The organism is Phaeobacter sp. JH20_29 (genome assembly GCF_048056175.1).
Lineage (GTDB): Bacteria > Pseudomonadota > Alphaproteobacteria > Rhodobacterales > Rhodobacteraceae > Phaeobacter > Phaeobacter bryozoorum.
Genome location: NZ_JAYMWO010000013.1, coordinates 552,081 through 577,000, shown reverse-complemented (window position 1 = coordinate 577,000; position 24,920 = coordinate 552,081). Strand labels below are relative to the sequence as shown.

Below are 24,920 nucleotides of genomic sequence, written 5' to 3'. Positions count from 1 at the left end.
GCGTGTTTCTTGGGGCGGGTAACCTTCGAGGGCGACCCTCTGGTCAATAGGTGCGGATAAGTCCGACAAGGCGGCCCTGCACCTTTACCTGATCCTGCGGATACTGGCGGGTCTCATAGGCCGGGTTTGCCGCCTCCAGCGCAATGGTGCTGCCTTTGCGGTAGATGCGTTTCAGCGTGGCTTCCTGTCCATCGACCAGCGCAACCACCACATCGCCATTGTCAGCCACGGAGGTTTCGCGGATGACAACGATATCGCCATCATTGATGCCGGCTTCGATCATTGAATCACCACGGACCTCCAGCGCGAAATGCTGCCCCTGGGCTGACAGCATGGAGGCCGGGACCGCGACCTGATGGGAGACCTGGTTAATCGCCTCAATCGGGACACCGGCGGCGATGCGACCCATCACGGGCAGCTCCATCGCGGCGATCATTGCCGGGGCGGAGACCTGATTGGCCGGTTCGGATGGCGCTGCCTCTGTCATCTGCTGGGCGCTGCCGAGGCTGTCCGGCAGGCGGATGATCTCGATCGCGCGGGCACGATGTGCGAGGCGGCGGATAAATCCGCGTTCTTCCAAAGCGGTGATCAGCCGGTGGATGCCCGATTTTGAGCGCAGGTCAAGCGCCACCTTCATCTCGTCAAAACTTGGGGGGACGCCATCCTTTTGCAGACGTGTGTTGATGAAATCCAGCAAGTCCAGTTGCTTCTTCGTCAGCATGACATCCCTCTCAGCCGCTCGATGTTTCGCTTTGTTCTACGCATGTTCCCGTTTTGTGTCAACGGCATGTCGCATGAAACCTGTCAAACGCAGCCGAATTGATGCTGAATTGTTGGCAAAGTGAAATCCGCCGACGTGCATCGCCGTATCCGATCAGATCGGAAGGTAGGCAAGCATCGTGCCCTTGGCGCGGGGCGGATCATTGGCGGGACGGATGGCAAGCGCGTTGGCCTCGGCAAGCAATGTCAGCCGGGCGCTGTCCTGATCGTCAAACACATGCAGCTCGGCCGCGCTGAGCCGCGCCCGCATGTAGTGGGTACGCGGGCCGTTGGCCGGCAGGTCCTGCGCCAGGGGGGCCTCGGCCGGTTGCGGACCATGGGGCGGGAGCCCCTGCATGACGCGCAGCATCGGTAACAGGAAGACATGGCCGCAAACCATTGCAGACACAGGGTTTCCCGGCAGGCCGACCATGGCGGACCGGCCCAGTGTCCCGGCCATCAGCGGCTTTCCCGGGCGCATCGCAACCTTGTAGAAGGCGCGCGCCATACCCAGGCTTTCGGTCACCCCGGCAACCAGATCATGATCGCCCACCGAGGCCCCGCCAATGGTCACGATCAGATCCGCCTCGCGGGCCAGATCCAGGGCCATGCGCAGGCTGCCTTCGGTATCGCGGGCGATTGGCAGAATGCGGACGCGGGCGCCAGCCGCCGTGAGCAGCGCATCGAGGCCAAAGGTGTTGGACGCGATGATCTGGTCGGGGCCGGGCGTATCGCCGGGGAGCACCAGTTCATCGCCGGTCGAGATCAGGGCAACGGTCGGACGTACATGCACCGGCACCTCGGCGATGTTCATCGCGGCCAGCAGCGCGATATCGGCAGACGACAGCAGACGCGGCGCCGTGATCGTGCTGCCGAGCTGAAAATCGCCACCCTTGGCACGGATATTGTTGCCGGGCCCCGGATGATCCGAGATCGTGATCAGGGATCCGGTGCGGCTTGTATCCTCTTGGATAACCACAAAATCAGCGCCTTCGGGCACTGGCGCTCCGGTAAAGATACGGACCGCCTGACCGGGGCCGACGCGGCCCTTGAAGCCATGACCGGCGGCGCTTTCTCCGATCACCTTGAACATGGCGTCACGCTCAACCTCGGCGGCCTTTACCGCGTAGCCATCCATCGCGGAGGCAGCGAAGGGCGGTTGGTCGCGATTGGCCGAGACCGGCGCCGCCAGAACGCGACCGGCTGCGGCGCGCAGCGGCACCGTTTCGACCCGCATCGGGGCCACCAGTTTCAGAACTGTGTCGAGGGCCTCGGATACTGAGATCATCTACGCCTCGTAACGGCCTGATTTTCCGCCGTCTTTCAATGTTACGCGAATGCCGCCGATCTGCATCGCCTTATCCACCGCCTTGGCCATGTCATAGACGGTGAGCGCGGCGGTGGAGACAGCCGTAAGCGCCTCCATCTCGACGCCGGTCTGGCCCGTGGTTTTTACGGTGGCTTCCACGCGCACCCCCGGCAGGTCCGGATCGAGCGACAGTTCGACGGCAACTTTGGTCACCGGAAGCGGGTGGCAGAGCGGGATCAGATCTGGCGTTTTCTTGGCACCCATGATGCCTGCCAGCCGGGCAACGCTCAGAACGTCGCCTTTCTTTGCCCGACCTTCCGAAATGATATCAAAGGTTTCACGCGCCATGCTTATGTGACCTTCGGCGGTGGCGATCCGTGCCGTCACCGCCTTGTCGGAGACGTCGACCATATGGGCATCGCCCTTGCCGTCGAAATGTGTGAGCGCCATCACATGGCCCCCGGCATCAGCGGGTTTGCGAGGATATCACGGGTTGCGGCGGTCACATCCGCCTGGCGCATCAGGCTTTCGCCGATCAGGAAACTGCGGGCGCCGTACCGCGCCATGTCGGAGAGATCCTGGGGCGTCGCAAGACCGCTTTCACAGACGATGGTGCGATCCGCAGGCACCAGCCGCGACAGGGTGCGCGTGGTGTCGAGCGTGGTGTCGAAGGTCTTGAGATTGCGGTTGTTGATGCCGAGGAGGGGCGATTTCAGCTTGCAGGCGCGGTCCAGCTCTTCCTCGTCATGAACCTCAAGCAGCACATCCATATCCCATTCAAAGGCAGCGGCCTCCAGTTCGGCGGCCTGCATGTCGGAAACGGAGGCGAGGATGATCAGGATGCAATCGGCGCCAAGGGCACGGGCCTCGGCCACCTGATAGGTATCATACATGAAGTCCTTGCGCAGCACCGGAAGGGCGCAGGCATTGCGGGCCGCTGGCAAAAACGGCTTTGCCCCTTGAAAACTGGGCGTGTCAGTTAGCACGGACAGGCAAGTTGCGCCGCCGTCCTCATAGGCTTTGGCGAGGGTTGCGGGATCGAAGTCTTCGCGGATCAAGCCTTTGGAGGGGCTGGCTTTTTTGATCTCGGCGATCAGCCCGTAACCCTGACGGCCGGCCGCCATCAACGCCTTGGCAAAGTCGCGCACCGGATCGGCTTCACGGGCCTCGGCCTCGACCGTCTCAAGCGGTTTGGCGGCCTTGTCGGCGGCGACCTCTTCCAGCTTGTAGGCCTTGATCTTGTCCAGCACAGTTTCAGTCATCTTGACGCCTCCGGTCACGCGTTCCAATCAATCTGCGGCTGCCCGCGTTGGGCCAGCCAGCTGTTCACCGCCGAAAACGGGCGCGATCCGAAAAAGCCGCGGCGCGCCGAGAGGGGTGAAGGATGGGCCGTCCTCAGAATAAGGTGATCGCCCGGTTGAATATGTTTTTCAAGCCCTTGGGCCTGTTTACCCCATAATATGTAGGCCGTCGGGCGCTGACTGCTCCGGGCCAGCACCTGATCGGCCAGCGCCTGCCAGCCCAGATGCTTGTGGCCGTTGGCCTCACCTGCGGGCACGCTGAGCACGGTATTGAGCAGCAAGACACCCTGACGGGCCCATCCGCGCAGGTCGCCATTGGGTTTCTCGACACCAAGGTCAGCACTTAACTCCTTGAAAATATTGTTCAAGGAGCGCGGTAAGGGGCGGGCATCCGGCTCCACCGAGAAGGCCAGACCATGAGCATGACCCGGCGTCGGATAGGGATCCTGACCGAGGATGACAACGCGGGTGCGGTCGGGCGGCGTCAGTTCCAGCGCCGCCAGCCGCTGCGCCACGGGCGGCAGGATCTGACGTGGATCATCCGCCACCGCCTTGGCGATGCTTGCATAATCATTGGCAAAAAACGGCAGGTCACCCCAGCCACCCGGAACGGGGAGGTCTGGGGTCATTTGCTGTCAGCAGCTGCTGTAGTGATCCGCGCGACGGCTTCAATCTTGCCCCGTGCGGCGCCGCTGTCGATGCTGCTGCGCGCCATCTCGACGCCGGTTCTGAGATCATCCGCGGCGCCTGCCACCAGCAGGGCGGCGGCAGAGTTCAACAACACCGCGTCCCGGTAGGCGGATGCTTCGCCTGACAACAGCGCCTCAAACGCCTTTGCGTTGTCTTCGGGTGTGCCGCCGACGATTGCCTCAAACGGATGAACCGGCAGGCCTGCGTCCTCGGGGTGGATCTCCATTTCGGTGACATTGCCACCTGGGTTCAGTGCCGCAACCCAGCTGACGCCGGTGATGGTCAGCTCATCGGTGCCGTCGGAGCCGTGCACCAGCCAGGCCTGTTCGGCTCCCAGCTGCCCGAGGGTTTCGGCCATCGGGCGGATCAGATCGCGGCTGAAGGCGCCGGTGAGCTGACGTTTGACACCGGCCGGGTTGGTAAGCGGGCCGAGAATGTTGAAGATCGTGCGCGTGCCCAGCTCCTGCCGGGTGGGCATGACATGGGCGATGGCCGGATGATGCATCGGCGCCATCATGAAGCAGATGCCTGCTTCGCGCAGCGCCTGTTCGGCCACTTTCGGCCCGACCATGACGTTGATGCCCATCTGGCCAAGCGCATCCGCTGCGCCGGATTTCGACGACAGGTTGCGGTTGCCGTGTTTTGCAACAACGGTCCCGGCCCCCGCGACGACAAAGGCGGTCGCGGTTGAGATATTGAGCGTGCCCTTGCCATCACCGCCGGTGCCGACGATGTCGATCGCACCCGCTGGGGCCACGACGGGGTTGCATTTGGCGCGCATCACGGCGGCGGCGGCGGCATATTCATCCACCGTTTCACCACGGGTGCGCAGGGCCATCAGCAGGCCGCCCATCTGGCTGGGCGTGGCATTGCCTTCGAACAGATGGGTAAAGGCGGCCTCTGCTTCGGCCCGGCTGAGAGGGCGATCCGCAGCGGCGTCGATCAGCGGCTTCATCTGATTGCTCATGCGGGCACCTTCATCACGTCGAGGAAATTCTTGAGCAGCGCATGTCCGTGTTCGGAGGCGATGGATTCCGGGTGGAACTGGACGCCGTGGATCGGCAGAGTCTTGTGCTGTAGCCCCATGATGGTGCCATCTTCCAGCTCTGCGGTGATCTCCAGACTGTCCGGCAGGCTGTCGCGCTCCACCACCAGCGAATGATAGCGTGTCGCCTCAAAGGGGGAGGGCAGACCGGCAAATAGTCCCGTGTTGTTGTGGTGCATGGTGCCCATCTTGCCGTGAACGATGTCCTGGCAGCGCACGACCTTGCCGCCAAAGGCCTGACCGATGGTCTGGTGGCCAAGGCAGACGCCCATCAGCGGGGTCCGGGTTTCGGCGGCGGCTTCGGTCAGGGCCAGGCAAATACCGGCCTGATCGGGGTCGCAGGGTCCCGGCGACAACAGGATGCCGGCGGGGTTCATCGCCATCGCATCCTGTACGTTCAGCGCATCATTGCGATGGACCTGCACATCAGCGCCCAATTCGCCCAGATAATGCACGAGGTTGTAGGTAAAGGAGTCGTAGTTGTCGATCAGCAGCAGCATAGTCGCGGGGCTCGTTTAAGGGCTGGCGGGCCGGGGCCGCGCCGCAGTATAGTGGTCGCGACATACATGTTCAGGGTTGCGCGGCAGCGTCAAGTGCACATCACCAGCAGCGGCCAGGCCAATCGGGCCACGGGGTGTTGGGGCGGCTTGACCGACAGAATGCGACCGGTTCCAGAAGGCAACGAGAGGCAGGACAGAGATGCGAGGGTTTCTTGGAGGCGTGAGTTTCGGGGCCTTGGTGGCCGCAGGCGGCGCCGTGGTGTGGTCGCTGTCGGTGCCGTTGCCCAAATCGGTCGAGGTCAGCGTGGCTGTACCGGCGCGCAGCGTCGTGCAGGCTCCGGCGGCGGAAACGCCGGTTGACGGTGGCGGCACCGATCCAGATCTGGTGGAGGCACCGCCCGCCGCATTGGATCCGCAGGTCGTGGGCGATGATCTGGCGGCGCTGGCCGATGCCGATACGGGTCCGGCGGAACGTCCTGAAGTTGGCACCGAACTGGGGAGCGGCACCCGTGCTGCTCCGGGCGGTGTCGGCGCGCCTGCCATTGATGTCGGGCGCGATGCGCCTGTTACCCCAGTTGAGGCCTTGCCGGCCCCCAATGCGCCCAGTCAGGAGCAGAGGCTTGTCGTGGTGTCGGATCCGGCGCAGCCGCCGGTGCCTGCGGCAGCAAGCGAAGCCCCAGCCCGGCTGGCCTCCACTCCGGATCAGGGCACTGAGGCCAATCCGGGTGGCGACAGCCGCACCGCGGCAACAGCTGCACCCAGCGACGAGGAGCCAAGCGGCAGCGCAGCCGCCAGCCGTCTGCCGGTGCCGAATATTACAACCGGTGATCCGGTGCTGAGCAGCCCAGCCACGCGCGGGGCGTCAGGTCCGGCGCTTGGGGCGGCCCCCGGGCCGACACCGACACCTGTGCTGCCGGCGCCCGGCCGCGCCGGACCAGCGCAGGTGGGCACGCAGCCAGCGGCCAGTGATGCCCAGGCCAAGCCTTCGCAGCCAGAAAGCGTCGGCCAGCCAGAAAGTGCCGGAACCGGGTCAGCAGCATCGACGGCGCCAGCGACGCGGCGGATTGCGGATCTGCCGACCACCAATTCCACGCCAGAACCATCCGCTTCAGCCTCTGAGAGTGCTGGCCGTCCGCAGATCGGCACGCCGGTGCGCCCGCTGACCGAACGCGATGACGCCAAGGCCCCTGCCGCTGGCAGCCAGATTGCGACGCCATCCGCCGGGGTGCCGTTTGAGCAGAATGCCCAGCCCTTTACCCCGGAGGACGGGCGCGCGCTGATGTCGATTGTCCTGATTGACGATGCGGAGGCCATTGGCGCCGAAGCCTTGCAGGATTTCCCCTATCCGCTGACCTTTGCGCTGGATCCCGAAGATCCCGAGGCCGCAGCCAAGATGGCCCGCCATCGCGCGGCTGGTTTCGAGGTCATGGTGGTGGCGGATTTGCCGCGCGATGCGGGGCCACAGGATGCCGAAACAGCCTTGCAGGTCTGGTTGGAGACCCTGCCGGAGGCTGTCGCCGTGCTGGAAGGGGTCGAGACCGGGTTTCAGGGCAACCGCCCGCTGGCCGATCAGATGGCCACGGCGCTTGGCGCGATGGGCTACGGGATGGTGACGCAGGATGCCGGTCTGAATACCGTGCAGAAACTGGCGCTGCGTGAGGGGGTGCCGGCCGGTGTGGTCTTCCGTGATTTCGATGGCGCCGGACAGGATCCCCGGGCCATTCGCCGGTTCCTGGATCAGGCTGCCTTCCGCGCCGGGCAGGAAGGTGCGGTGATCATGCTGGGTCGGGTACAGCCGGATACGATTTCGGCGCTGTTGATCTGGGGGCTTCAGGATCGTGCCAACCGGGTTGCGCTGGCGCCGGTGTCGGCCTCGCTGCGGGCGCAGGTGCAGGCCGAGTGATCGGCGCACCGGGCTGAGCCCGCGTAAAAAAGGCGCCCCTCTGAACGAGGGACGCCTTTTTTGCCTTCGGCGAGAGTATTTTGGGAAAGATGACAGGCGGTCGAGATGCCGCGCGCATGAGATGCCGGGCGCGCAGCCTCTCGGGGGCTGCGGTTCTGTCCGGGGCTAGCCGTTGCCGTTGCCGGTAAAGCGGGCCGCATCTGCGGCGGCACGGCGGATCGCGTTGGATTTATGGACGGTCTCCATATATTCCGCCTCCGGGTCGCTGTCATAGACAACGCCGCCGCCGGCCTGGATATAGAGGGTCTGATCCTTGACGATGGCGGTACGCAGCGCGATGCACATGTCCATGTCGCCGCCGGCCGAGAAATAGCCAACACCGCCGCCGTAGATGCCGCGTTTTTCCGGCTCCAGCTCGTCGATGATTTCCATCGCGCGCACCTTTGGCGCGCCGGAGACGGTGCCTGCGGGCATGCCGGCAAAGAAGGCATCCAGCGCGTCCTTGTCCTCCGCCAGCTCGCCCACGACGTTGGAGACGATGTGCATCACGTGGCTGTAGCGTTCGATGATGAATTTTTCGGTGGGGCGCACGGTGCCGATCTTCGCCACCCGGCCGGTGTCGTTGCGCCCGAGGTCCAGCAGCATCAGGTGCTCTGCCAGCTCTTTCTTGTCGGCCAGTAGATCCAGTTCCAGCGCCTTGTCTTCCTCGGGCGTGGCGCCGCGCGGGCGGGTGCCTGCGATCGGCCGGATGGTGACCTCCTGCCCGAAGACGCGCACCAGGATTTCGGGGCTGGCACCGACCACCTGGAAGCCGCCGAAGTTGAAGTAGAACATGAAGGGCGAGGGGTTGGTGCGGCGCAGGGAGCGGTAAAGCGCGAAAGGCGGCTGCGGGAAGGCCTGTGTCCAGCGCTGTGCCGGCACCACCTGGAAGATGTCACCGGCGCGGATGTAGTCCTTGGCCTTCTCCACCGCGGCCATATAGCCCTCTTTGGTGAAATTACTCACCGGGGGCGCAACCTCGTCGGCGTCGCCAAGGTCGCGGCTTTCGGCGGGCATGGCACGTTCCAGATCGCGCACCGCGTCCATCACCCGCTCGGCAGCCTGGGCATAGGCGGCCTTGGCCGACTGGCCTTCGCTGGCCCATGCGGGGGAGACCACTGTGACCTCGCCCTTGACCCCGTCGAGCACGGCGATCACCGAGGGGCGCAGCATCAGCGCATCGGGGAGGCCAAGCGGATCCGGGTTCACGTTCGGCAGATGTTCGACCAGCCGGATCATGTCATAGCCGAGATAGCCAAAAAGACCGGCCGCCGCCTGCGGCAGGTCATCGGGCAGCTCGATCCTGCTTTCGGCGATCAGCGCCCGCAGATTGTCCATCGGGTTGCCGTCCTGAGCGGTGAAATCATCCGCATCAAACCGCGCCGAGCGGTTCAGGGCCGAGCGCTCCCCGTGGCAACGCCAGACCAGATCCGGTTTCATGCCGATGATCGAATAGCGCCCGCGTACCTCACCGCCGGCGACGGACTCCAGCATGAAGGCGTCTTTCTGGGCGCCTGTCAGCTTCAGCATCAGCGACACCGGCGTGTCGAGGTCGGCGGCAAGCCGGGTGTAGACAACCTGGTTTTCACCGGCCTCATAGGCTTTGGCAAAGGTCTCGAAATCGGGGGTCAGGGCCATCTGGATCTGCCTTGATTACTGGAAGTTGGCCTGCACGGCATTGAGCGCCTGCGGGTCGATGCGCGGCGCGGCGCGGGTCTGGGCGTCCTGCACGAAGGCTTCGAACAGGGCCTGAGCAAGCGCCTGATCCAGCTGGGTGCCCATCGCCTCGGCCAGCGCAGCCATCTCAGGCGTGTCGGCCACCGGCAGGGTTTCGGTGAGGCGCACCACAACAGTAGCACTTTCATCGCTGACCACGGCGACCTCGCCTTCGGCCAGATCAAAGACTCGGGCCATCAGCGACTGCGGGGCTGCTTCGATATAGGCGGCGCGGGTGAGGCCGGTTTCGGATGTAAGCTCAACGCCCTCGGGCAGCGCATCGCCGCTCTTCAGCAGGTCGGCCAGACGCTCGGCTTCGGCGACGGTGGCATCCTGAAGGCGCTGCTCCTGCCACGCGGCGCGCAGTTTGTCCTGAGCTTCTGCAAAGGGTTCGGGGCGTGGCTCAAGCTGTTCATCCAGGCGGATGGCAAAGAGGCTGCCATCTTCGAGGAAGTCGACCTCGGGGAAATCTTCGGTGCTGACAGCGGCAGCGGCGGTGCGGAACCCGTCATAGGCGGCGATGCCATCGGTGCTGCCGTTGTGCCAGTCGATCTTGCCCAGCTCCATGCCGGGTTCGTTGACCAGCTCTTCCAGCGTGGCACCGCCGGCGAGCATGTCGTTGATGTCCTCGGCGCGGGTTTCGATCAGGCGGCGGGCGCGGTCGGTTGCCAGCTCGGCGCGCAGCTCGTCCTTGACATCATCAAGGCTGGTCACGCGTGCCTCAAGACGGCCATTGACGCGGAACAGGGCCGGGCCGAGATCGCTGTCGAGCGGGCCAACCACATCGCCGACCTGCGCGGCAAAGACGTCCTGTCCGGCGCCGCCGAGGTCGCCCATGGTCACATCGCCCAGATCCACGTCCTGCAGGCTGAGATCACGATCGGCGACCAGTGCTTCAAACGTGCTGCCATTGATGTCGAGCTGCGCCTTGGCGCTGGCGGCCGCTTCGGTGTTGGCAAAGACCAGACGTTCCACCAGACGGCGCTCGGGCACCTGATATTCATCGCTGCGCTCGTTGAACAGCTGTTCCAGCGCGGCGGCGTCGATCTCGATTTCGTCAACCAGCGCATCGGGGCGCAGGGCGGCGTAGGTGATGACCTTGGTGCGGGGCAGGGTGAAGCGGTCGATATGCGCCTCATAGAAGCTGCGCAGCTCTTCTTCGCTGGGGTCGACGGCCGTCAGGGCGAGGCTGTCGGGGCTGACCGGCAGCCAGTCAAAGCTGCGACGGGCGCCGACATAGCTGGTGAGCGTGTCGCGCAGCGTGTCGGGCATTTCGGTGCCTGCCATGATGGCACCCTGCACCAGGGTGCGGGCGGATTCGCGACGCAGGTCGGCCTCGAAGGCGGCTTCGCTCAGGCCGATATTGTCCAGCGCATATTGATAGGTGTCGCGGTTGAAAGCGCCGCTGCCGTCCTGAAACGCCGGGATCCGGCTGATTTCGTCGAACAGGTTCTGATCGCCGATGGACAGGCCCAGATTGCTGCTTTCCTGATCGAGTGCGGCGATGGCGATCAACCGTCCCAGTACCACGCGATCAAGACCAAGCGCTGTCATCTGCGCGATAGGAATGCGCTGGCCGGTCTGGGCCTCCAGCGCGCGCTGTTCGCGCTGCAATTCGCGGGCGTAGTCATCGACCGAGACCTCCTGATCTCCGACCACCGCAACCGAGTTCACCGATCCGGTGAAATTGACCGCACCAAAGCCGGCGAGGCCGATGATCAGCATCCCCATCAGGATCCAGACAAATGTATTTGATAGTTTTTTCATGCCTGCAGCCATGATGTCCTCGTATTGCCGGTCGCCGGACTGCACGGGGCAGCCGGGAATGCTGAAATGTCGAGGCTCTGAATACGCTGCCACCTTGAAAGGGGCAAGGGACGACTGATCTGTGCCTGCGTTCAGAGCGGGTGAGAGGGTGAGATTGCGGAGGCCTCAGCTCACGGGGCCCAGTTTGCCAGCCGGTCGAACAGGGTCCGGATGCCGGATGTGTCGACATTGGCAAAGGCGATACGGAATTGCTGCGTGCCCGATGGATCACCCTTGGGCGTGAACATGCTGCCGGGTAGCATCAGGATACCTGCCTCTTTTACCAGACGCCGGGCCAGCGGGTCGCTGTGCTGGTCAAACGGGTGGGCCACATAGGCGAAATAGGCGCCACAACCGAGCAGCTGCCAGCCACGCGCCGCCAGCGGCGCAAACCCGGACTCGATGGCAGCGCGGCGGCGCAGCAGTTCCTGACGCTCTGCGGCGAGCCAGTCGTCGAGGTTTTCCAGCCCCCAGAGCGCGCCGACCTGACCAAGTTGCGCCGGGCAGATGGTGACCGTGTCGAGGAACTTCTCCATCTCCTGCAGGTGATCGCGATGCGCGGCCACGGCACCCAGCCGGTGCCCGGTGAGCCGATAGGCCTTGGAGAAAGAATAGAGATGGATCAGCGTGTCGGACCAGCCGGGATCCTGAAACAGCCCATGGGGTGGGCCATCCCGACTGTCAAAGTCGCGGTAGGTCTCATCCACGATCAGGGCAAGATCATGGGCACGGGCAAGATCATAGAACCGCTGTACCAGACCGCCGGGATATTCGACCCCGCAGGGATTGTTCGGTGTGACCAGAACGATGGCGCGGGTCCGGTCGGTGATCAGCTTTGCAGCGGCATCCGGGCAGGGCAGCATGGCTGCGCCGACCGGCAGCGGGCAGGTTTCGACCCCCTGCATGTCGAGCCACATTCTGTGATTGAAATACCAGGGGGTCGGAAGAATGACCTGATCACCCTCACCACAAAGCGCCGCGATGGTCGCGGCAAAGGCCTGATTGCAGCCGGTGGTGATGGCGACATCACCCGCCGTGAGGTCGGCCGCATAGTGGCGGCCCATCTTTGCGGCGAGCGCGGCGCGCAGGCTGTCCCGGCCCAGTACCGCACCGTAAAGGTGGCTGCTGTCGTCGCCAAGGGCGGCCTCGGCGATGGCGCGGCGCAGCCCCTCGGGGGGCGGGTCCGCAGGCGCCGCCTGACTGAGATTGAGGAGCGGCATGTCAGCAGGCAGGTTCAGCCCCTCCAACCAGCGCCGGGAATCGACGATGGGCGAGACAAAGGTGTCTTTGGTGCGGGCGTGGGGAAAACGGGCCTGTGGCATCGGGTGTCCTGTCTTGCGTCGGCGCGTCACCGGCCAGAGCCATGGCGCGCTTTGGCCACTCCGCCGCAACTGCGCCGGTTTTGCAAGGGGGTTTGACCTGCGCCGGAAAAATCCCAGCAGATCCCCGGCGCGGAAACGAAAAAAGACGCCCCCTAAGGTGCGTCTTTCCATGCGTCGTGTGACGGTTGGTGGTCCGTCAGTCGATGATCAGTCGGTCCCGCGATAGGGTTCGACATATTGCAGCGCCATATCCCAGGGGAAGAAGATCCAGGTGTCCTGGCTCACCTCGGTGATGAAGGTATCGACCATCGGCCGACCTTTGGGTTTGGCATAGACGGTGGCAAAATGCGCCTTGGGATACATCTGGCGCACCAGTTCCAGAGTTTTGCCGCTGTCGACCAGATCGTCGATGATCAGCACGCCTTCACCGTTGCCCATCAGTTCGGCGTCGGGGGCTTTCAGCACCTCCGCCTGTCCCTGATCCTGATGATGATAGGATTTCACCCCGATCGTGTCGACGATGCGGATATCCAGTTCGCGGCTGACGATCATGGCCGGAGCCATGCCGCCACGGGTGATGGCGACAACGGCACGCCAGGCGCCTTCGTCGGGGCCTTGCCCGTCCAGACGCCACGCCAATGCGCGGCTGTCGCGGTGCAGCTGGTCCCAGGAAATATGAAAGCCTTTTTCATGAGGCAGACGATCGGTCATGTTTTTGATGCTCCTGTTAGGGTCTGGCGTCCGGGATCGTGCATCTGTCCTCAGAGGGCGGCGATCTTGACGCCGAGGGCGGCCAGCAGACCACCAAAGACCCGGTCGATCACATGTTTCAGATTGATATACCCGCGGCGCGTTTTCTCAAAGGAGAAGATACGGGCCACGAGGGTGTTCCAAGTGACTTCACCCAGAAAGATGCAGGTGAGCAGCGCGGCAAGGGCCAGGCTGCTGCTGCCTTCGGGAACGGTGCCGACAAAAACGGCGCCGAAAAAGGCGGCCGGCTTGGGGTTGGCCAGCTGGGTGAAGATCCCAAGACGGAAGGCCGCAAAAGCGGTCTGCGGCAATTGTGTGTCACTGTCCTGCGACATCGGTTCGCTGGCATGGCGCCACATGTTCCAGGCCATGTAGATCAGGAACATGGCGCCGCCGATTTTCAGCAGGGTCAGCAGGAAGGGGGCATAGTCAAACAGCAGGTTCAGCCCGAAGAGCGCGGCGGAGGCCCAGAACACCGCACCCGCACCGATGCCAATCGCCAGCGCCAGACCACTGCGCCAGCCATGGGCCAGGCCGACGCGCGCAGCCATCAGAACGGCGGGGCCGGGGCTGATGGCGGCCATCAGGCACAGGAGGACGGAAGCGGTAAAAGCGGCGAGTGTCATGGTGGGTCCCTGTCATTGGAAGAGGCGCGCGTGGGCCGCGCGCCTGCTGTGTCATTCTCTGTGGTGCAGATGCGCGCAGCATCTGCTGGACCCGTGTTTATTTGCGCCCGGTTGCCGCATCGATGTCAGGGGCGTCAACCGCCTTCATCCCGACGACGTGATAGCCGGCATCCACGTGCAGATTCTCGCCGGTCACGCCGGAGGACAGATCCGACAGCAAATAAAGCGCGGATTTGCCCACGTCATCAATGGTCACGTTGCGGCGCAGTGGCGAATTATATTCGTTCCATTTCATGATGTAGCGGAAATCACCAATGCCCGAGGCGGCCAGCGTCTTGATCGGTCCGGCAGAGATCGCATTGACACGGATGCCGTCCTTGCCCAGATCTTCGGCAAGGTATTTGACCGATGCTTCGAGCGCGGCCTTGGCGACACCCATGACATTATAATGTGGCATCACCTGTTCGGCGCCGTAATAGGTCAGTGTGACCGCGCTGCCGCCCTCGGACATCATCTTCTCGGCGCGCTGCATCACCGATGTGAAGGAGTAGACCGAGATATCCATGGTCATCTGAAAGTTGCCACGGGTGGTGTCGACATAGCGACCGCGCAGCTCGTTCTTGTCGGAAAAGCCGATGGCGTGCACCAGAAAGTCCAGTTTGCCCCATTTTTCTTCCAGTGCTGCAAACAGCGCATCAACGGAGCCCTCATCGGCCACATCGCAGGGCAGGACGATATCGCTGCCAAGCTGCGCCGCCAGCGGGTCGACGCGTTTCTTCAGGGCATCGCCCTGGTAGGAAAACGCAAGCTCGGCGCCGGCGTCGGCGCAGGCTTTGGCAATGCCCCACGCGATGGATTTATCATTGGCAAGGCCCATGATGAGGCCACGTTTGCCGGCCATCAGTTGACTAGACATGCAGGTTCTCCGCCTGTGATATTCGAATTAGACGACGTTTAGTCTGTCAGGCGAGGCGCTTCAAGAGCGCTGTCTCTTGTCGTTTGTCCTGTCTCGGCCTAGGTTGCTGTCAGCCATGCGCATTGTCGCGCCAGCCAGACCCAAATAATAACAGTCCAAGAGGTGCGCCATGTCCGATCGCAGCGGTATCTTTGCGGGGGAGGATCCCTTTGCCATCGCGCGCAGCTGGCTGAGCGAGGCGGAAGAGAGCGAGATCAACGATCCCAATGCGATTGCATTGTCGACGGTGGATGCCGATGGGTTGCCCAATTGCCGGATGGTCCTGCTGAAAGAGATCGAGGACGCAGCCTTTGTCTTTTATACCAATTACGAAAGCGCCAAGGCGCAGGAGCTGGATGGCGCTGGCAAGGCGGCGTTTGTCATGCATTGGAAATCGCTGCGACGCCAGGTGCGTGCGCGCGGGATCATCAGTCGCGAGAACGGCCCGCAGGCCGATGCCTATTACAAATCCCGGTCCCTCAAGAGCCGGCTGGGGGCCTGGGCCTCGGCGCAGTCGCGCCCCTTGTCGAGCCGGGGTGCGCTGATGGCGGAGGTGGCCAAGGTCACAGCCACCAAAGGGTCAAATCCCGAGCGCCCGCCGTTCTGGGGCGGTTACCGCCTGACGCCGCTTGAGATCGAGTTCTGGGCCGATGGCGCGTTTCGTCTGCATGATCGCTTTGTCTGGCGGCGCGAGACACCCGAAGCGCTTTGGAGCGTGGAGCGGTTGTGCCCTTAGGTCACTATCGGAAAATAGCAGAATTGTGATATTGGTGTCCGTTTTTGGCTTGAACTCAGAACCGAGAATAGAGCATCACCTACTGGTTAAAAACTGAAGAATACGGTGGACTACAGCAGTGGCAGAAGACTTGAGCAGTTTGCAGCAAATACGCGGGCTGGTGAAATGGTTCGATCCAACCAAAGGTTTCGGCTTTGTCGTCTCCGATGAGGGCGGACCGGACATCCTGCTGCACGTGAATGTGTTGCGTAACTTCGGTCAGAGCTCCATCGCGGACGGGGCCGAGGTTGAACTGGTGACGCATCGCACCGAACGCGGCGTCCAGGCGGTGGAGATTCTGTCGATCACGCCTCCGGTTCGCGACGACAGCCCGGTTCTGAGCGATTTCGCGGAGATTGATGCCGAGACGCTGAGCGCCGAGCCACTGGTGCCCGCGCGGGTGAAATGGTTCGACAAAGGCAAGGGCTTTGGTTTTGCCAATGTGTTTGGCCGCGACGAAGACGTGTTTCTTCATGTCGAGGTTCTGCGCCAGTCGGGCCTGTCGGAACTGCAACCGGGCGAGGCGCTTGGGATGCGGGTGATCGACGGTAAACGCGGCCGCATGGCGATCGAGGTGCTGGCCTGGGAATCGGCGCTTCTGGAAAAGCAGGACTAAGGTGATGCGGTGCGCCTGGACCCGATTGTCAGACAGGATGACAACAGGAGCCAGAGCCGCCGCTCTCTCTATTATGTCGGTCGCTGCGATTGTGGTGGCCGGTGCGGTGCAGTCCGAAGAAACCTGCCGACCTGATCTGGTCAGCCTGCGCGGCCCCTGGGGGCAGGCGCAGTTCACCGTAGAAATCGCCGATACCATAGAAACACGCGCGCAGGGGTTGATGCACCGGCCCCATATGGCGCGTGGCAGTGGCATGTTGTTTGTCTATGAGATGCCGCAGCGCGCGAGCTTCTGGATGAAGAATACGCTCATTCCGCTGGACATGCTGTTTGTCGACAGCAGCGGGACGGTCCGACACATCCATCACCGGGCGATCCCCGGCGATTTGACGCCGATTCCGGGTGGTGACAACGTCTATGCCGTGCTGGAAATCAACGGCGGTCTTGCTGCGCTTTATGGGATTTCGGTCGGCACCCTGCTGCGCCATGAAGTTTTTTCAACGACAGGCGCAATTTGGCCCTGTTAGGGCTTTTCAAATCAGATCGGCAACGCTAGGAAGGCGCACGGTCCGGGGCGTGGCGCAGTCTGGTAGCGCACCTGTTTTGGGTACAGGGGGTCGTGAGTTCGAATCTCGCCGCCCCGACCATTTCATCCATCTGGATGTGACGTAGACGCCGACATGCCTGTCACCGGGCTGTCGGCGTTTCGCGTTCCAGCTGACCGATCCGATGGGGGCGCAGATCCGTCGTCCGCGGACGGGCAGCGGCGCTGTTCAGTCGCTGAGGGCTCGCTGAGGAGATTCGGACTGGTTTCCAAATTATGATCAAATCGGGCGTCTCGCTATGTCTGTTAAGGGTTGCTTAACCAACTGACGCGCCTTGGCGTCGATTTCCTTTTACGCTTCGTGCCAACAGGGAAAAAAAACACCTCGGCACGCCTTCTATCTGGTGGGCGTGTATTTCATTTTATCAACCCTCGGCCTGGTTGAGTGATTTCTGTTTCGGAAGAGTTCGCTGCTGCCGTTGCTGAGGCGTGACATGCGGCAAGCCCCTCTCCGCAAGGGGATTTATCGCGTCGGATGGATGGGGCTCTTGGGACCGTGCCAGGTAAAGTGATCAACTCTGAATCGCAGCTTCGTGATCGACCGCAGACCATTAAGCTATCGTCAACGAAAAAGATGGTTACGAAAGCCTAAAAATGCCGTTGACCCCATATGCCTGAATACGTCAAATTGTGTACGTCGGATGATGCAGCACAAAATATGGTGGATTTCACCCGGTGCTACACCAGACCAAGCAAAGCATTTAGCGCTGGCGGATATGGGGCCTCGGCCCTGGCACGCATCTTATGTGAGGTGCGCAGCAAGGTGTTTTGTGGCGAAGAACTCGAAGAGACGCGTCGGCCAAAAGGCGTGATTTGTGACAGTGGGACTGCAAAAAAAGAGGCAGATGGCATGAAGATTGAACGGAAATTTACAAAATCTGGGCAGGACGCATATGCCGATCTGGACTTTGTCCCTGCGACGTCGGAGATCCGCAATCCAGACGGCACCATTGTATTCCGTCTTGAGGGCGTCGAGGTTCCGGCGGGCTGGAGCCAGGTCGCCAGCGATGTGATTGCGCAGAAATATTTCCGTAAAGCCGGTGTCCCGAGCAAACTGAAAAAGCTCCGTGAAAAAGGCGTGCCCGAGTTCCTGTGGCGCTCGGTTCCGGCCGGTGATGATGTGGAATTTGGCGGCGAGACCTCTTCCAAACAGGTGTTCGACCGTCTGGCCGGCGCCTGGTGCTACTGGGGCTGGAAAGGCGGTTATTTCTCAACCGAGGAAGACGCGCGCGCCTATTTCGACGAGATGCGCTATATGCTGGCGACCCAACGCGCCGCGCCGAACAGCCCGCAGTGGTTCAACACCGGTCTGCATTGGGCCTATGGCATCGACGGCCCGGCACAGGGGCACCATTATGTCGATTACAAGACCGGCCAGCTGACCAAATCTGACAGCGCCTATGAGCACCCGCAGCCCCATGCCTGCTTTATCCAGTCGGTCTCTGACGATCTGGTGCAGGACGGCGGCATCATGGATCTTTGGGTTCGTGAGGCGCGGTTGTTCAAATATGGCTCCGGCACCGGCACCAATTTCAGCCACCTGCGCGGTGAAGGCGAACCTCTGTCCGGCGGTGGCAAATCCTCTGGCCTGATGGGCTTCCTCAAGATCGGTGACCGGGCAGCCGGCGCGATCAAATCCGGTGGCACCACCCGTCGCGCCGCCAAGATGGTGATCGTCGATGCAGATCACCCGGATATCGAACAGTTCATCGACTGGAAAGTGATCGAAGAGCAGAAGGTGGCCTCCATCGTCGCAGGCTCCAAGATGCACGAGAAGATGCTGAACGGTCTCTTCGAGGCCATTCGCAGCTGGGACGGGGCCGAGGCTGACGCCTATGATCCGGCCGTCAACGATGGGCTGAAAAAGGCAATCCGCGAAGCCAAGAAGGTCGCCATCCCCGAGACCTATGTGAAGCGCGTTCTGGACTATGCCAAGCAGGGGCATACCTCGATTGAATTCCCGACCTATGACACCGACTGGGACAGCGACGCCTATAATTCGGTTTCCGGTCAGAACTCCAACAACTCGATCCGGGTCACCAACGCCTTCCTTCATGCGGTGAAGAAGGACGCCGACTGGCAGCTGATCAACCGGGTCGATGGCAAGGTTGCCAAAACCGTGAAGGCACGGGATCTGTGGGAAAAGGTCGGTCATGCGGCCTGGGCCTGCGCCGATCCGGGCATCCAGTTCCACGACACAGTGAACGAGTGGCACACATGCCCCTCCGACGGTGAGATTCGCGGCTCAAACCCTTGTTCGGAATATATGTTCCTGGACGATACCGCCTGTAATCTCGCGTCGCTGAACCTGCTGACCTTCCTCAAGGACGGGGTGTTCCAGGCCGAGGATTACATGCACGCCTGCCGTCTGTGGACGGTGACGCTGGAAATCTCGGTGATGATGGCGCAGTTCCCGTCCAAGGAAATCGCGCAGCGTTCCTATGATTTCCGCACGCTGGGCCTTGGCTACGCCAATATCGGCGGCTTGCTGATGAACATGGGCTTTGGCTATGACAGCGCCGAAGGGCGCGCGCTTTGCGGTGCGCTGACCGCGATCATGACCGGCGTGTCCTATGTCACTTCCGCCGAGATGGCCTCCAAGCTGGGGCCGTTTGCCCGCTACGAGCAGAACGCAAGCGACATGCTGCGGGTGATCCGCAACCATCGCGCAGCCGCGCACGGCGCGGTCGACGGCTACGAAGGCTTGGCCGTGAAGCCGGTGCCGCTTGACAGTGCCAACTGCCCGGACCCGCGTCTGGCGGAACTGGCGATGAGCAGCTGGGACGAGGCGCTGGAGCTGGGCGAACGTCACGGGTTCCGCAATGCGCAGGCCACCGTGGTCGCCCCAACCGGCACCATTGGTCTGGTCATGGATTGCGACACCACCGGGATCGAGCCGGACTTTGCGCTGGTGAAGTTCAAGAAGCTGGCCGGCGGCGGTTATTTCAAGATCATCAACCGCTCGGTCCCCGCCGCGCTGGAGGGGCTGGGCTATTCCCCGGCCCAGATCGAAGAGATCGTCTCCTATGCCGTGGGCCATGGCACCATCGGCAATGCGCCGGGAATCAATCACACCTCGCTGGCCGGTCACGGCTTTGGCCCCAATGAGCTTGCGAAGGTCGATGCGGCGCTGGAGTCGGCCTTTGATATCCGCTTTGTGTTCAATCAGTGGACGCTGGGCGAGGATTTCTGCACCGGTGTTCTGGGCATCCCGACGACAAAGCTGAACGATCCGACCTTTGACCTGCTGCGCCATCTGGGCTTCAGCAAGCGCGATATCGAGGCGGCGAATGACCATGTCTGCGGATCCATGACGCTGGAAGGTGCGCCGCATCTGAAGGAAGAGCACTATCACATCTTTGATTGCGCCAATCCTTGTGGCAAGAAAGGCAAGCGTTATCTGGGGGTTGATAGCCATATCCTGATGATGGCCGCAGCCCAGAGCTTTATCTCCGGTGCAATCTCCAAGACCATCAACATGCCCAATGACGCCACCATCGAGGATTGCCAGAAGGCCTATGAACTCAGCTGGTCGCTGGGGGTGAAGGCCAATGCGCTGTACCGTGACGGCTCCAAGCTGAGCCAGCCGCTGGCGGCGGCACTGGTTGAGGACGACGATGAGGCGGCCGAAATTCTCGAAAGCGGGTCGCAGCAGGAAAAGGCCATCACCCTTGCCGAGAAGATCGTCGAGAAGGTGGTTATCAAGGAAATCGTGAAATCGCATCGCACCAAGATGCCGCAGCGCCGCAAGGGCTATACCCAGAAGGCGGTGGTTGGGGGCCATAAAGTGTACCTGCGCACCGGCGAATATGAGGATGGCAACCTTGGCGAGATCTTCATCGACATGCACAAGGAAGGTGCCGGTTTCCGGGCGATGATGAACAATTTCGCCATCGCGGTATCGGTTGGCCTGCAATATGGCGTGCCGCTGGAGGAGTTTGTCGACGCCTTCACCTTCACCAAGTTTGAGCCCGCGGGCATGGTGCAGGGCAATGACTCGATCAAGAATGCGACCTCCATTCTGGACTATGTGTTCCGTGAGCTGGCGGTCAGCTATCTCGATCGGACCGATCTGGCTCATGTCAAACCGGAAGGCGCCAGCTTTGACGATCTGGGCCGGGGCGAGGAAGAGGGTGTCTCCAATCTCTCGGAACTGAGCGAAACCGCTGCGACGCGGTCGCTGGAGGTGCTGAAACAGATTTCCTCCACCGGCTATCTGCGTAAGCGTCTGCCGCAGGAACTGGTCGTATTGCAGGGCGGGCAGACCGAGCTGCTGGCCAACATCGGGGGCGATCCGGTCGCTGCCTTGCAGTCGCTGGTGCCTGAGACATCAGCCGTTGCGCCTGCCGCGTCCGGCGGCATGGATGCCCGAACCAAGGCCAAGATGCAGGGCTACGAGGGCGAGGCCTGCGGCGATTGCGGAAATTACACGCTGGTGCGCAATGGCACCTGCATGAAATGCAACACCTGCGGCGGCACCTCTGGCTGTAGCTGAGTGCTGATGGAATTGGACTGTGACCATCGCGGCGATGCTGTCGCGCTGGTCGGAAACCCGGGGTGGGTGCGCTCACCCCGACACGGATCGGGACACAGGCAACAACCTCGGGCGGTAACAAGAACCACCTGATCCGTGCACCTGGGAGGGGGAGGCCACAGCGCCTCCCTTTTTCTTTTTTGGTCCGGAGCTTGGTTTAGCTGCGTTTTAGAACCCTTGAAAATATAACGATAAACGCTGAAAGCGCTGCAAGGATCACAAAGGCGGCAGGCAGCGACAGCAACTCGGCGGTAATGCCGATCATGGGTGGGCCGATCAGAATGCCGCCGTAGCCGAATGTCGCGACACTGGCGATGGCAGCGCCCGCGGGCAGTTCGGGATCACTGGCCGCGCGGCTGAAGGCGAGCGGCATGACCAGCGCATAGCCGATACCCATCAGGGCAAAGCCAATCATGGCAGCAGCGTAGCTGCCAAACACCACCGCGATCAATGCGCCAAGACAGGCGCTGGCACCGGCCATGCGCGCGGCGCTGACGGCCCCAAGCCGCGCGACCACAAGATCGCCGATCAGCCGCATTGCCACCATAGCGACCGAGAAAACGGCAAATCCAAGCGCGGCATCCGCTTCGCTGGCGCCCGTCGTCAGCACCAGAAAGATCGCGCTCCAGTCGGCCATCGCGCCTTCGCCAACGGCCCCGCAAAAGGCGACGAATCCCACCGCAACCAGCGGTCCACGGGGCAGAAGTGATGGTTTTTTCATCGGATTCTTGGGGGCGGGGTCGGCAGTCCAGGGGATCTGTGCGACAGAGAGCGTCAGAAGCGCTGCGATCCCCCCGGCGAGCAGGAAATGCAGCGGGATTTCTGCCCCGACGGAGGCCGCGCCGTAGCCAGACAGCGCACCAAGCCCGGCCCCAAGGCTGAACATCGCGTGAAAAGACGACATCATCGGCCGTCCGGCACGTTTCTCCACCTCGCTTGCCCATGCGTTCATCGCTACGTCCATGCTGCCATGGGCGGCACCAAAGACAAAGAGCGCGGCCGCCAGCAGCGGCAGGCTCGGCGCCAGCGCCAGCAGCACCAGCCCGAGGACATAGGCCAGCGCCACCCGGCGGGTTACATGGGCGGCCCCCATCCGATCTGCCGCCCGTCCGGCAAGCGGGAAGGAGAGGATCGCGCCTGCGGCCATTAGCAACAGCAGCAGCCCCAGCGCGCCGGGCGTCAGCCCGTGGCTGTCGGCGACGGCGGGGATGCGCGACGCCCAGATGCCAAACAGGGCGCCGTTCAGCACAAACATCGCCGCAACCGCGCGCCATGGCGTGCGCAGCCGGAACCGGGAAGACGGACGGGTCGGGTGAGGGCTGGTTACGGGCACGCGAAATCCTTTTTACGGTAGAAACTGAGGTCTCAAATCTGGCGGGCCCATACCGGCTTGGGACATCTGACGGGACCGCTTGGCGCAGACAAATCCTCGCCAGGATTTTCGCAGAGTGATTGGAACTCAATGCCGGTGCAAGCGGTTTTGGCCCAATGTGCGGCAGGTGCCCGGGTGGTTTATTCGGGCCGTATTCGGCGCGGCAGATGGATCGAATCGACGTCAGCAGGGGCCGGTTGATTGGCAAGAGCGTCTGTTCCGATCCGGCTCCGATCTCTGAGTGGTGCCTTAACATGTCTTTATAACGCATTGAATGTGCTTGATTATATAATGTCCGACAATACTGTTGATAATGTCCGACATTATTGCCATGCTGTGACAGGAACCGGGTCTGGCCAGCGCCAGATCGCATGAAAGGCACAGCATGGCAGCGCGTGATCCGAACCAGACAGCCCATCACATGGCGCCGCTTCCGGCGCGCAGCACTAGCCGGGATGTCCTTGAAGCGCTGATCCGCATGATCGAGGCTGACGGGCTGGGTGTGGGCGACCGCCTGCCGCCAGAAGTGGAGATCGCCCGTCAGCTGGGCGTAGGCCGGTCCAAGGTGCGCGAGGCGCTGACCGCCTGGCAGAACATGGGCATCGTGACCCGCAACAAGAAGGCCGGGACGCGACTGGCGACGGAGGTGGTGTCAAATGCCATCCATCTGCCGGTGATGGTCAAGCTGGAGGCCGAGAGCCTTATGCGAACCCATGCGGTTCGGCGCCCGCTGGAACTGGAAACCGTCCGCCTGGCAACCCGCAACATCACCCCGCAAAGCGCCCGTATCATCATGGGCCGTGTGACCGAGCTGATCGCGGTTCACGGTGCCGGAGAGGACTGGCGCGCCTCCGATTACCGGTTTCACGAAGCCCTGCAGGAGGCCTGCGGCAACCCGTTGTTCGGTCAGCTGATCCAGCAGATCCAGCATGGATTCAACGAGGTCTACGAGGCGCCATTCGGCAAGCCGCATCTGGGGGAGTCCTCGATCCCGCTGCACCTGCCGCTGGCCGAAGCGGTGGTCGCGGGCAATGAGGAGGAGGCGATGAAAGTGATGGAGCGCATTCTCGACATGGTCGAAGCGGAGATCCGCGAGTCGATGCAGGCGATGGTGGAGGGACATGATGACTGAGGACTTGGGCCTGGCCACGTTGATGGCGGCTGTTCTGGAGGATCGCAACGGCGCGATCACCCCGCCGATCGTACAGACATCGCTGTTCAGTTTTGACAGCTACGAAGCGTTTGAAGATCGCATGGCCGGGCGCAGCGATACGGCGATATACACAAGGGTCCAGAACCCGACGGTGGCGGCTTTTGAGGGGTTGATGGCCAAGGCCGAGCAGGGCGAGGCGGCCTGCGGATTTGCCTCCGGGATGGCGGCGATTTCCTCGACGCTTCTTGCCTTTGTGAAACCGGGCGACAGGATTGCCTGCGTCGAACATGTCTACCCCGACAGCTATCGTTTCATGGAACGGCTGTTGCGGCCCTTTGGGGTTGAAATCGACTATTACGCGCCGAAGCAGCTGGAAGAGGAGCCGGACCTGCTCAAGGGCGTGCGGCTGGCCTATCTGGAAAGCCCCAGCTCGGTGGTGTTCCAGCCTCTGAACCTCATGAAGGTTGCAGCCCATGCAAAACGGCATGGCGTGCTGACGATGATCGACAATTCCTGGGCCAGCCCTGTGTTTCAAAAACCCCTGACCCAAGGCATTGATATCGTTTTGCATTCAGCATCGAAATATATCTCCGGCCATTCCGATACCGTGGCGGGGGTGGTGGTGTCTTCGCAGGCGAATATCGACCGGATCCGTGATCTCACGTTGCCGTTGCTGGGTGGCAAGCTGGCGCCGTTCGAGGCGTTTCTGCTGACCCGAGGCCTGCGCACGCTGGCGGTACGGATGCGCCAGCACGAGGCCACGGCGACGCTCTTTATCGACCGTCTTTCGGCCTTGCCGCAGGTGCGCCGGGTGCATTCTCCGGGCCCAAACGACGTGCCGGGTCTCACCGGGCGGTCCGGTCTGATGTCGGTCGAATTTGATGACAGCGTGGATATCCCGGCATTTGCCAACGCGCTGACCCATTTCCGGCTGGGCGTCAGCTGGGGTGGATTTGAAAGCCTGATCCTGCCGGCCCGCGTCGGGCTTGCGCAGATCGGCGAAGAGAACTCGATGCAACGTTTTGGAGTTTCGCCGAACCTCGTTCGGCTGAACCTCGGGCTGGAGGAGGCCGAGGACCTGTGGGCGGATATCACATCCGCCCTCGCGACTAGCACGGTCTGACAGGGCCGTGTGCACCGTCACAC

21 protein-coding genes and 1 tRNA gene are annotated in these 24,920 nt (G+C 62.4%); 8 read left to right on the top strand and 14 right to left on the bottom strand.

The annotated features are described in order from the left end of the window. Positions 1 to 43: 43 nt before the first annotated feature. From lexA to VWZ85_RS12505, 7 genes are all read right to left on the bottom strand, one after another. Entirely contained in the window at positions 44 to 721 is a 678-nt protein-coding gene (gene lexA / locus VWZ85_RS12535) for a transcriptional repressor LexA (protein ID WP_340545697.1), read from the bottom strand. Positions 722 to 874: 153 nt separating this feature from the next. After that, complete coding sequence (gene glp / locus VWZ85_RS12530; RefSeq protein ID WP_416588553.1) at positions 875 to 2,047, bottom strand: gephyrin-like molybdotransferase Glp; 1,173 nt, start codon at positions 2,045 to 2,047, stop codon at positions 875 to 877. Next, a complete protein-coding gene (moaC, locus tag VWZ85_RS12525) occupies positions 2,048 to 2,518 on the bottom strand; it encodes a cyclic pyranopterin monophosphate synthase MoaC (protein ID WP_340545695.1) in 471 nt (156 codons plus the stop codon). Beyond that, positions 2,518 to 3,330: an indole-3-glycerol phosphate synthase TrpC gene (trpC, locus tag VWZ85_RS12520; RefSeq protein WP_416588550.1), complete on the bottom strand. Its 813-nt coding sequence runs from the start codon at positions 3,328 to 3,330 to the stop codon at positions 2,518 to 2,520. The genes moaC and trpC overlap by 1 nt, the downstream gene beginning before the upstream one ends. Positions 3,331 to 3,344: 14 nt before the next feature. Further along, positions 3,345 to 3,998: a uracil-DNA glycosylase gene (locus tag VWZ85_RS12515; RefSeq protein WP_416588549.1), complete on the bottom strand. Its 654-nt coding sequence runs from the start codon at positions 3,996 to 3,998 to the stop codon at positions 3,345 to 3,347. Then, on the bottom strand, positions 3,995 to 5,026 hold the full coding sequence (gene trpD, locus VWZ85_RS12510; RefSeq protein WP_416588546.1) for an anthranilate phosphoribosyltransferase: 1,032 nt from the start codon (positions 5,024 to 5,026) through the stop codon (positions 3,995 to 3,997). Before trpD ends, VWZ85_RS12515 begins: the two co-directional genes overlap by 4 nt. Next, positions 5,023 to 5,604, bottom strand: a complete 582-nt coding sequence (locus VWZ85_RS12505) for an anthranilate synthase component II (RefSeq protein WP_340545691.1) — start codon at positions 5,602 to 5,604, stop codon at positions 5,023 to 5,025. The genes trpD and VWZ85_RS12505 overlap by 4 nt, the downstream gene beginning before the upstream one ends. 199 nt (positions 5,605 to 5,803) lie before the next feature. On the opposite strand from VWZ85_RS12505, the gene VWZ85_RS12500 reads away from it, so the two are divergent. Continuing rightward, positions 5,804 to 7,507 (top strand): divergent polysaccharide deacetylase family protein, encoded by a 1,704-nt coding sequence (locus VWZ85_RS12500; RefSeq protein ID WP_416588544.1) that lies wholly within the window; start codon positions 5,804 to 5,806, stop codon positions 7,505 to 7,507. Positions 7,508 to 7,672: 165 nt separating this feature from the next. On the opposite strand, the gene trpE is transcribed toward VWZ85_RS12500, so the two are convergent. The 6 genes from trpE to fabI form a co-directional block, all read right to left on the bottom strand. Beyond that, on the bottom strand, positions 7,673 to 9,184 hold the full coding sequence (gene trpE, locus VWZ85_RS12495) for an anthranilate synthase component I (RefSeq protein WP_416588542.1): 1,512 nt from the start codon (positions 9,182 to 9,184) through the stop codon (positions 7,673 to 7,675). Positions 9,185 to 9,199: 15 nt separating this feature from the next. Further along, complete coding sequence (locus VWZ85_RS12490; protein WP_416588539.1) at positions 9,200 to 11,041, bottom strand: SurA N-terminal domain-containing protein; 1,842 nt, start codon at positions 11,039 to 11,041, stop codon at positions 9,200 to 9,202. Positions 11,042 to 11,199: 158 nt separating this feature from the next. Then, positions 11,200 to 12,390: an aminotransferase gene (locus VWZ85_RS12485; RefSeq protein ID WP_416588536.1), complete on the bottom strand. Its 1,191-nt coding sequence runs from the start codon at positions 12,388 to 12,390 to the stop codon at positions 11,200 to 11,202. 207 nt (positions 12,391 to 12,597) lie between these two features. After that, complete coding sequence (gene gpt, locus VWZ85_RS12480) at positions 12,598 to 13,101, bottom strand: xanthine phosphoribosyltransferase (protein WP_340545686.1); 504 nt, start codon at positions 13,099 to 13,101, stop codon at positions 12,598 to 12,600. 50 nt (positions 13,102 to 13,151) lie between these two features. After that, positions 13,152 to 13,766, bottom strand: a complete 615-nt coding sequence (locus VWZ85_RS12475) for a LysE family translocator (protein ID WP_416542242.1) — start codon at positions 13,764 to 13,766, stop codon at positions 13,152 to 13,154. 97 nt (positions 13,767 to 13,863) lie between these two features. Then, on the bottom strand, positions 13,864 to 14,682 hold the full coding sequence (gene fabI, locus VWZ85_RS12470) for an enoyl-ACP reductase FabI (RefSeq protein ID WP_340545684.1): 819 nt from the start codon (positions 14,680 to 14,682) through the stop codon (positions 13,864 to 13,866). A gap of 169 nt (positions 14,683 to 14,851) precedes the next feature. Here fabI and pdxH point away from each other — a divergent pair, with 169 nt between their 5' ends. From pdxH to VWZ85_RS12445, 5 genes are all read left to right on the top strand, one after another. Continuing rightward, entirely contained in the window at positions 14,852 to 15,457 is a 606-nt protein-coding gene (gene pdxH, locus VWZ85_RS12465) for a pyridoxamine 5'-phosphate oxidase (protein WP_340545683.1), read from the top strand. Positions 15,458 to 15,575: 118 nt separating this feature from the next. Continuing rightward, the gene (locus VWZ85_RS12460; protein WP_416588533.1) at positions 15,576 to 16,112 is read left to right on the top strand and encodes a cold-shock protein; all 537 of its coding nucleotides are present in this window, start codon (positions 15,576 to 15,578) and stop codon (positions 16,110 to 16,112) included. Between the two features lie 37 nt (positions 16,113 to 16,149). Beyond that, entirely contained in the window at positions 16,150 to 16,638 is a 489-nt protein-coding gene (locus tag VWZ85_RS12455; protein WP_416588530.1) for a DUF192 domain-containing protein, read from the top strand. Positions 16,639 to 16,681: 43 nt separating this feature from the next. Continuing rightward, positions 16,682 to 16,758, top strand: a tRNA-Pro gene (locus VWZ85_RS12450). 807 nt (positions 16,759 to 17,565) lie between these two features. Then, positions 17,566 to 21,210: a vitamin B12-dependent ribonucleotide reductase gene (locus VWZ85_RS12445; RefSeq protein WP_416588529.1), complete on the top strand. Its 3,645-nt coding sequence runs from the start codon at positions 17,566 to 17,568 to the stop codon at positions 21,208 to 21,210. Between the two features lie 196 nt (positions 21,211 to 21,406). On the opposite strand, the gene VWZ85_RS12440 is transcribed toward VWZ85_RS12445, so the two are convergent. Continuing rightward, positions 21,407 to 22,582, bottom strand: coding sequence for an MFS transporter (locus VWZ85_RS12440; RefSeq protein WP_416588528.1), 1,176 nt, complete (start codon positions 22,580 to 22,582; stop codon positions 21,407 to 21,409). Positions 22,583 to 23,006: 424 nt separating this feature from the next. Between VWZ85_RS12440 and VWZ85_RS12435 the strand changes: the two genes are divergently transcribed. Together VWZ85_RS12435 and VWZ85_RS12430 are read left to right on the top strand one after the other, a co-directional pair. Then, positions 23,007 to 23,753, top strand: a complete 747-nt coding sequence (locus tag VWZ85_RS12435) for a FadR/GntR family transcriptional regulator (RefSeq protein ID WP_416595478.1) — start codon at positions 23,007 to 23,009, stop codon at positions 23,751 to 23,753. Next, positions 23,746 to 24,897: an aminotransferase class I/II-fold pyridoxal phosphate-dependent enzyme gene (locus VWZ85_RS12430; RefSeq protein ID WP_416540130.1), complete on the top strand. Its 1,152-nt coding sequence runs from the start codon at positions 23,746 to 23,748 to the stop codon at positions 24,895 to 24,897. The genes VWZ85_RS12435 and VWZ85_RS12430 overlap by 8 nt, the downstream gene beginning before the upstream one ends. The last annotated feature ends 23 nt before the right edge of the window (positions 24,898 to 24,920 follow it).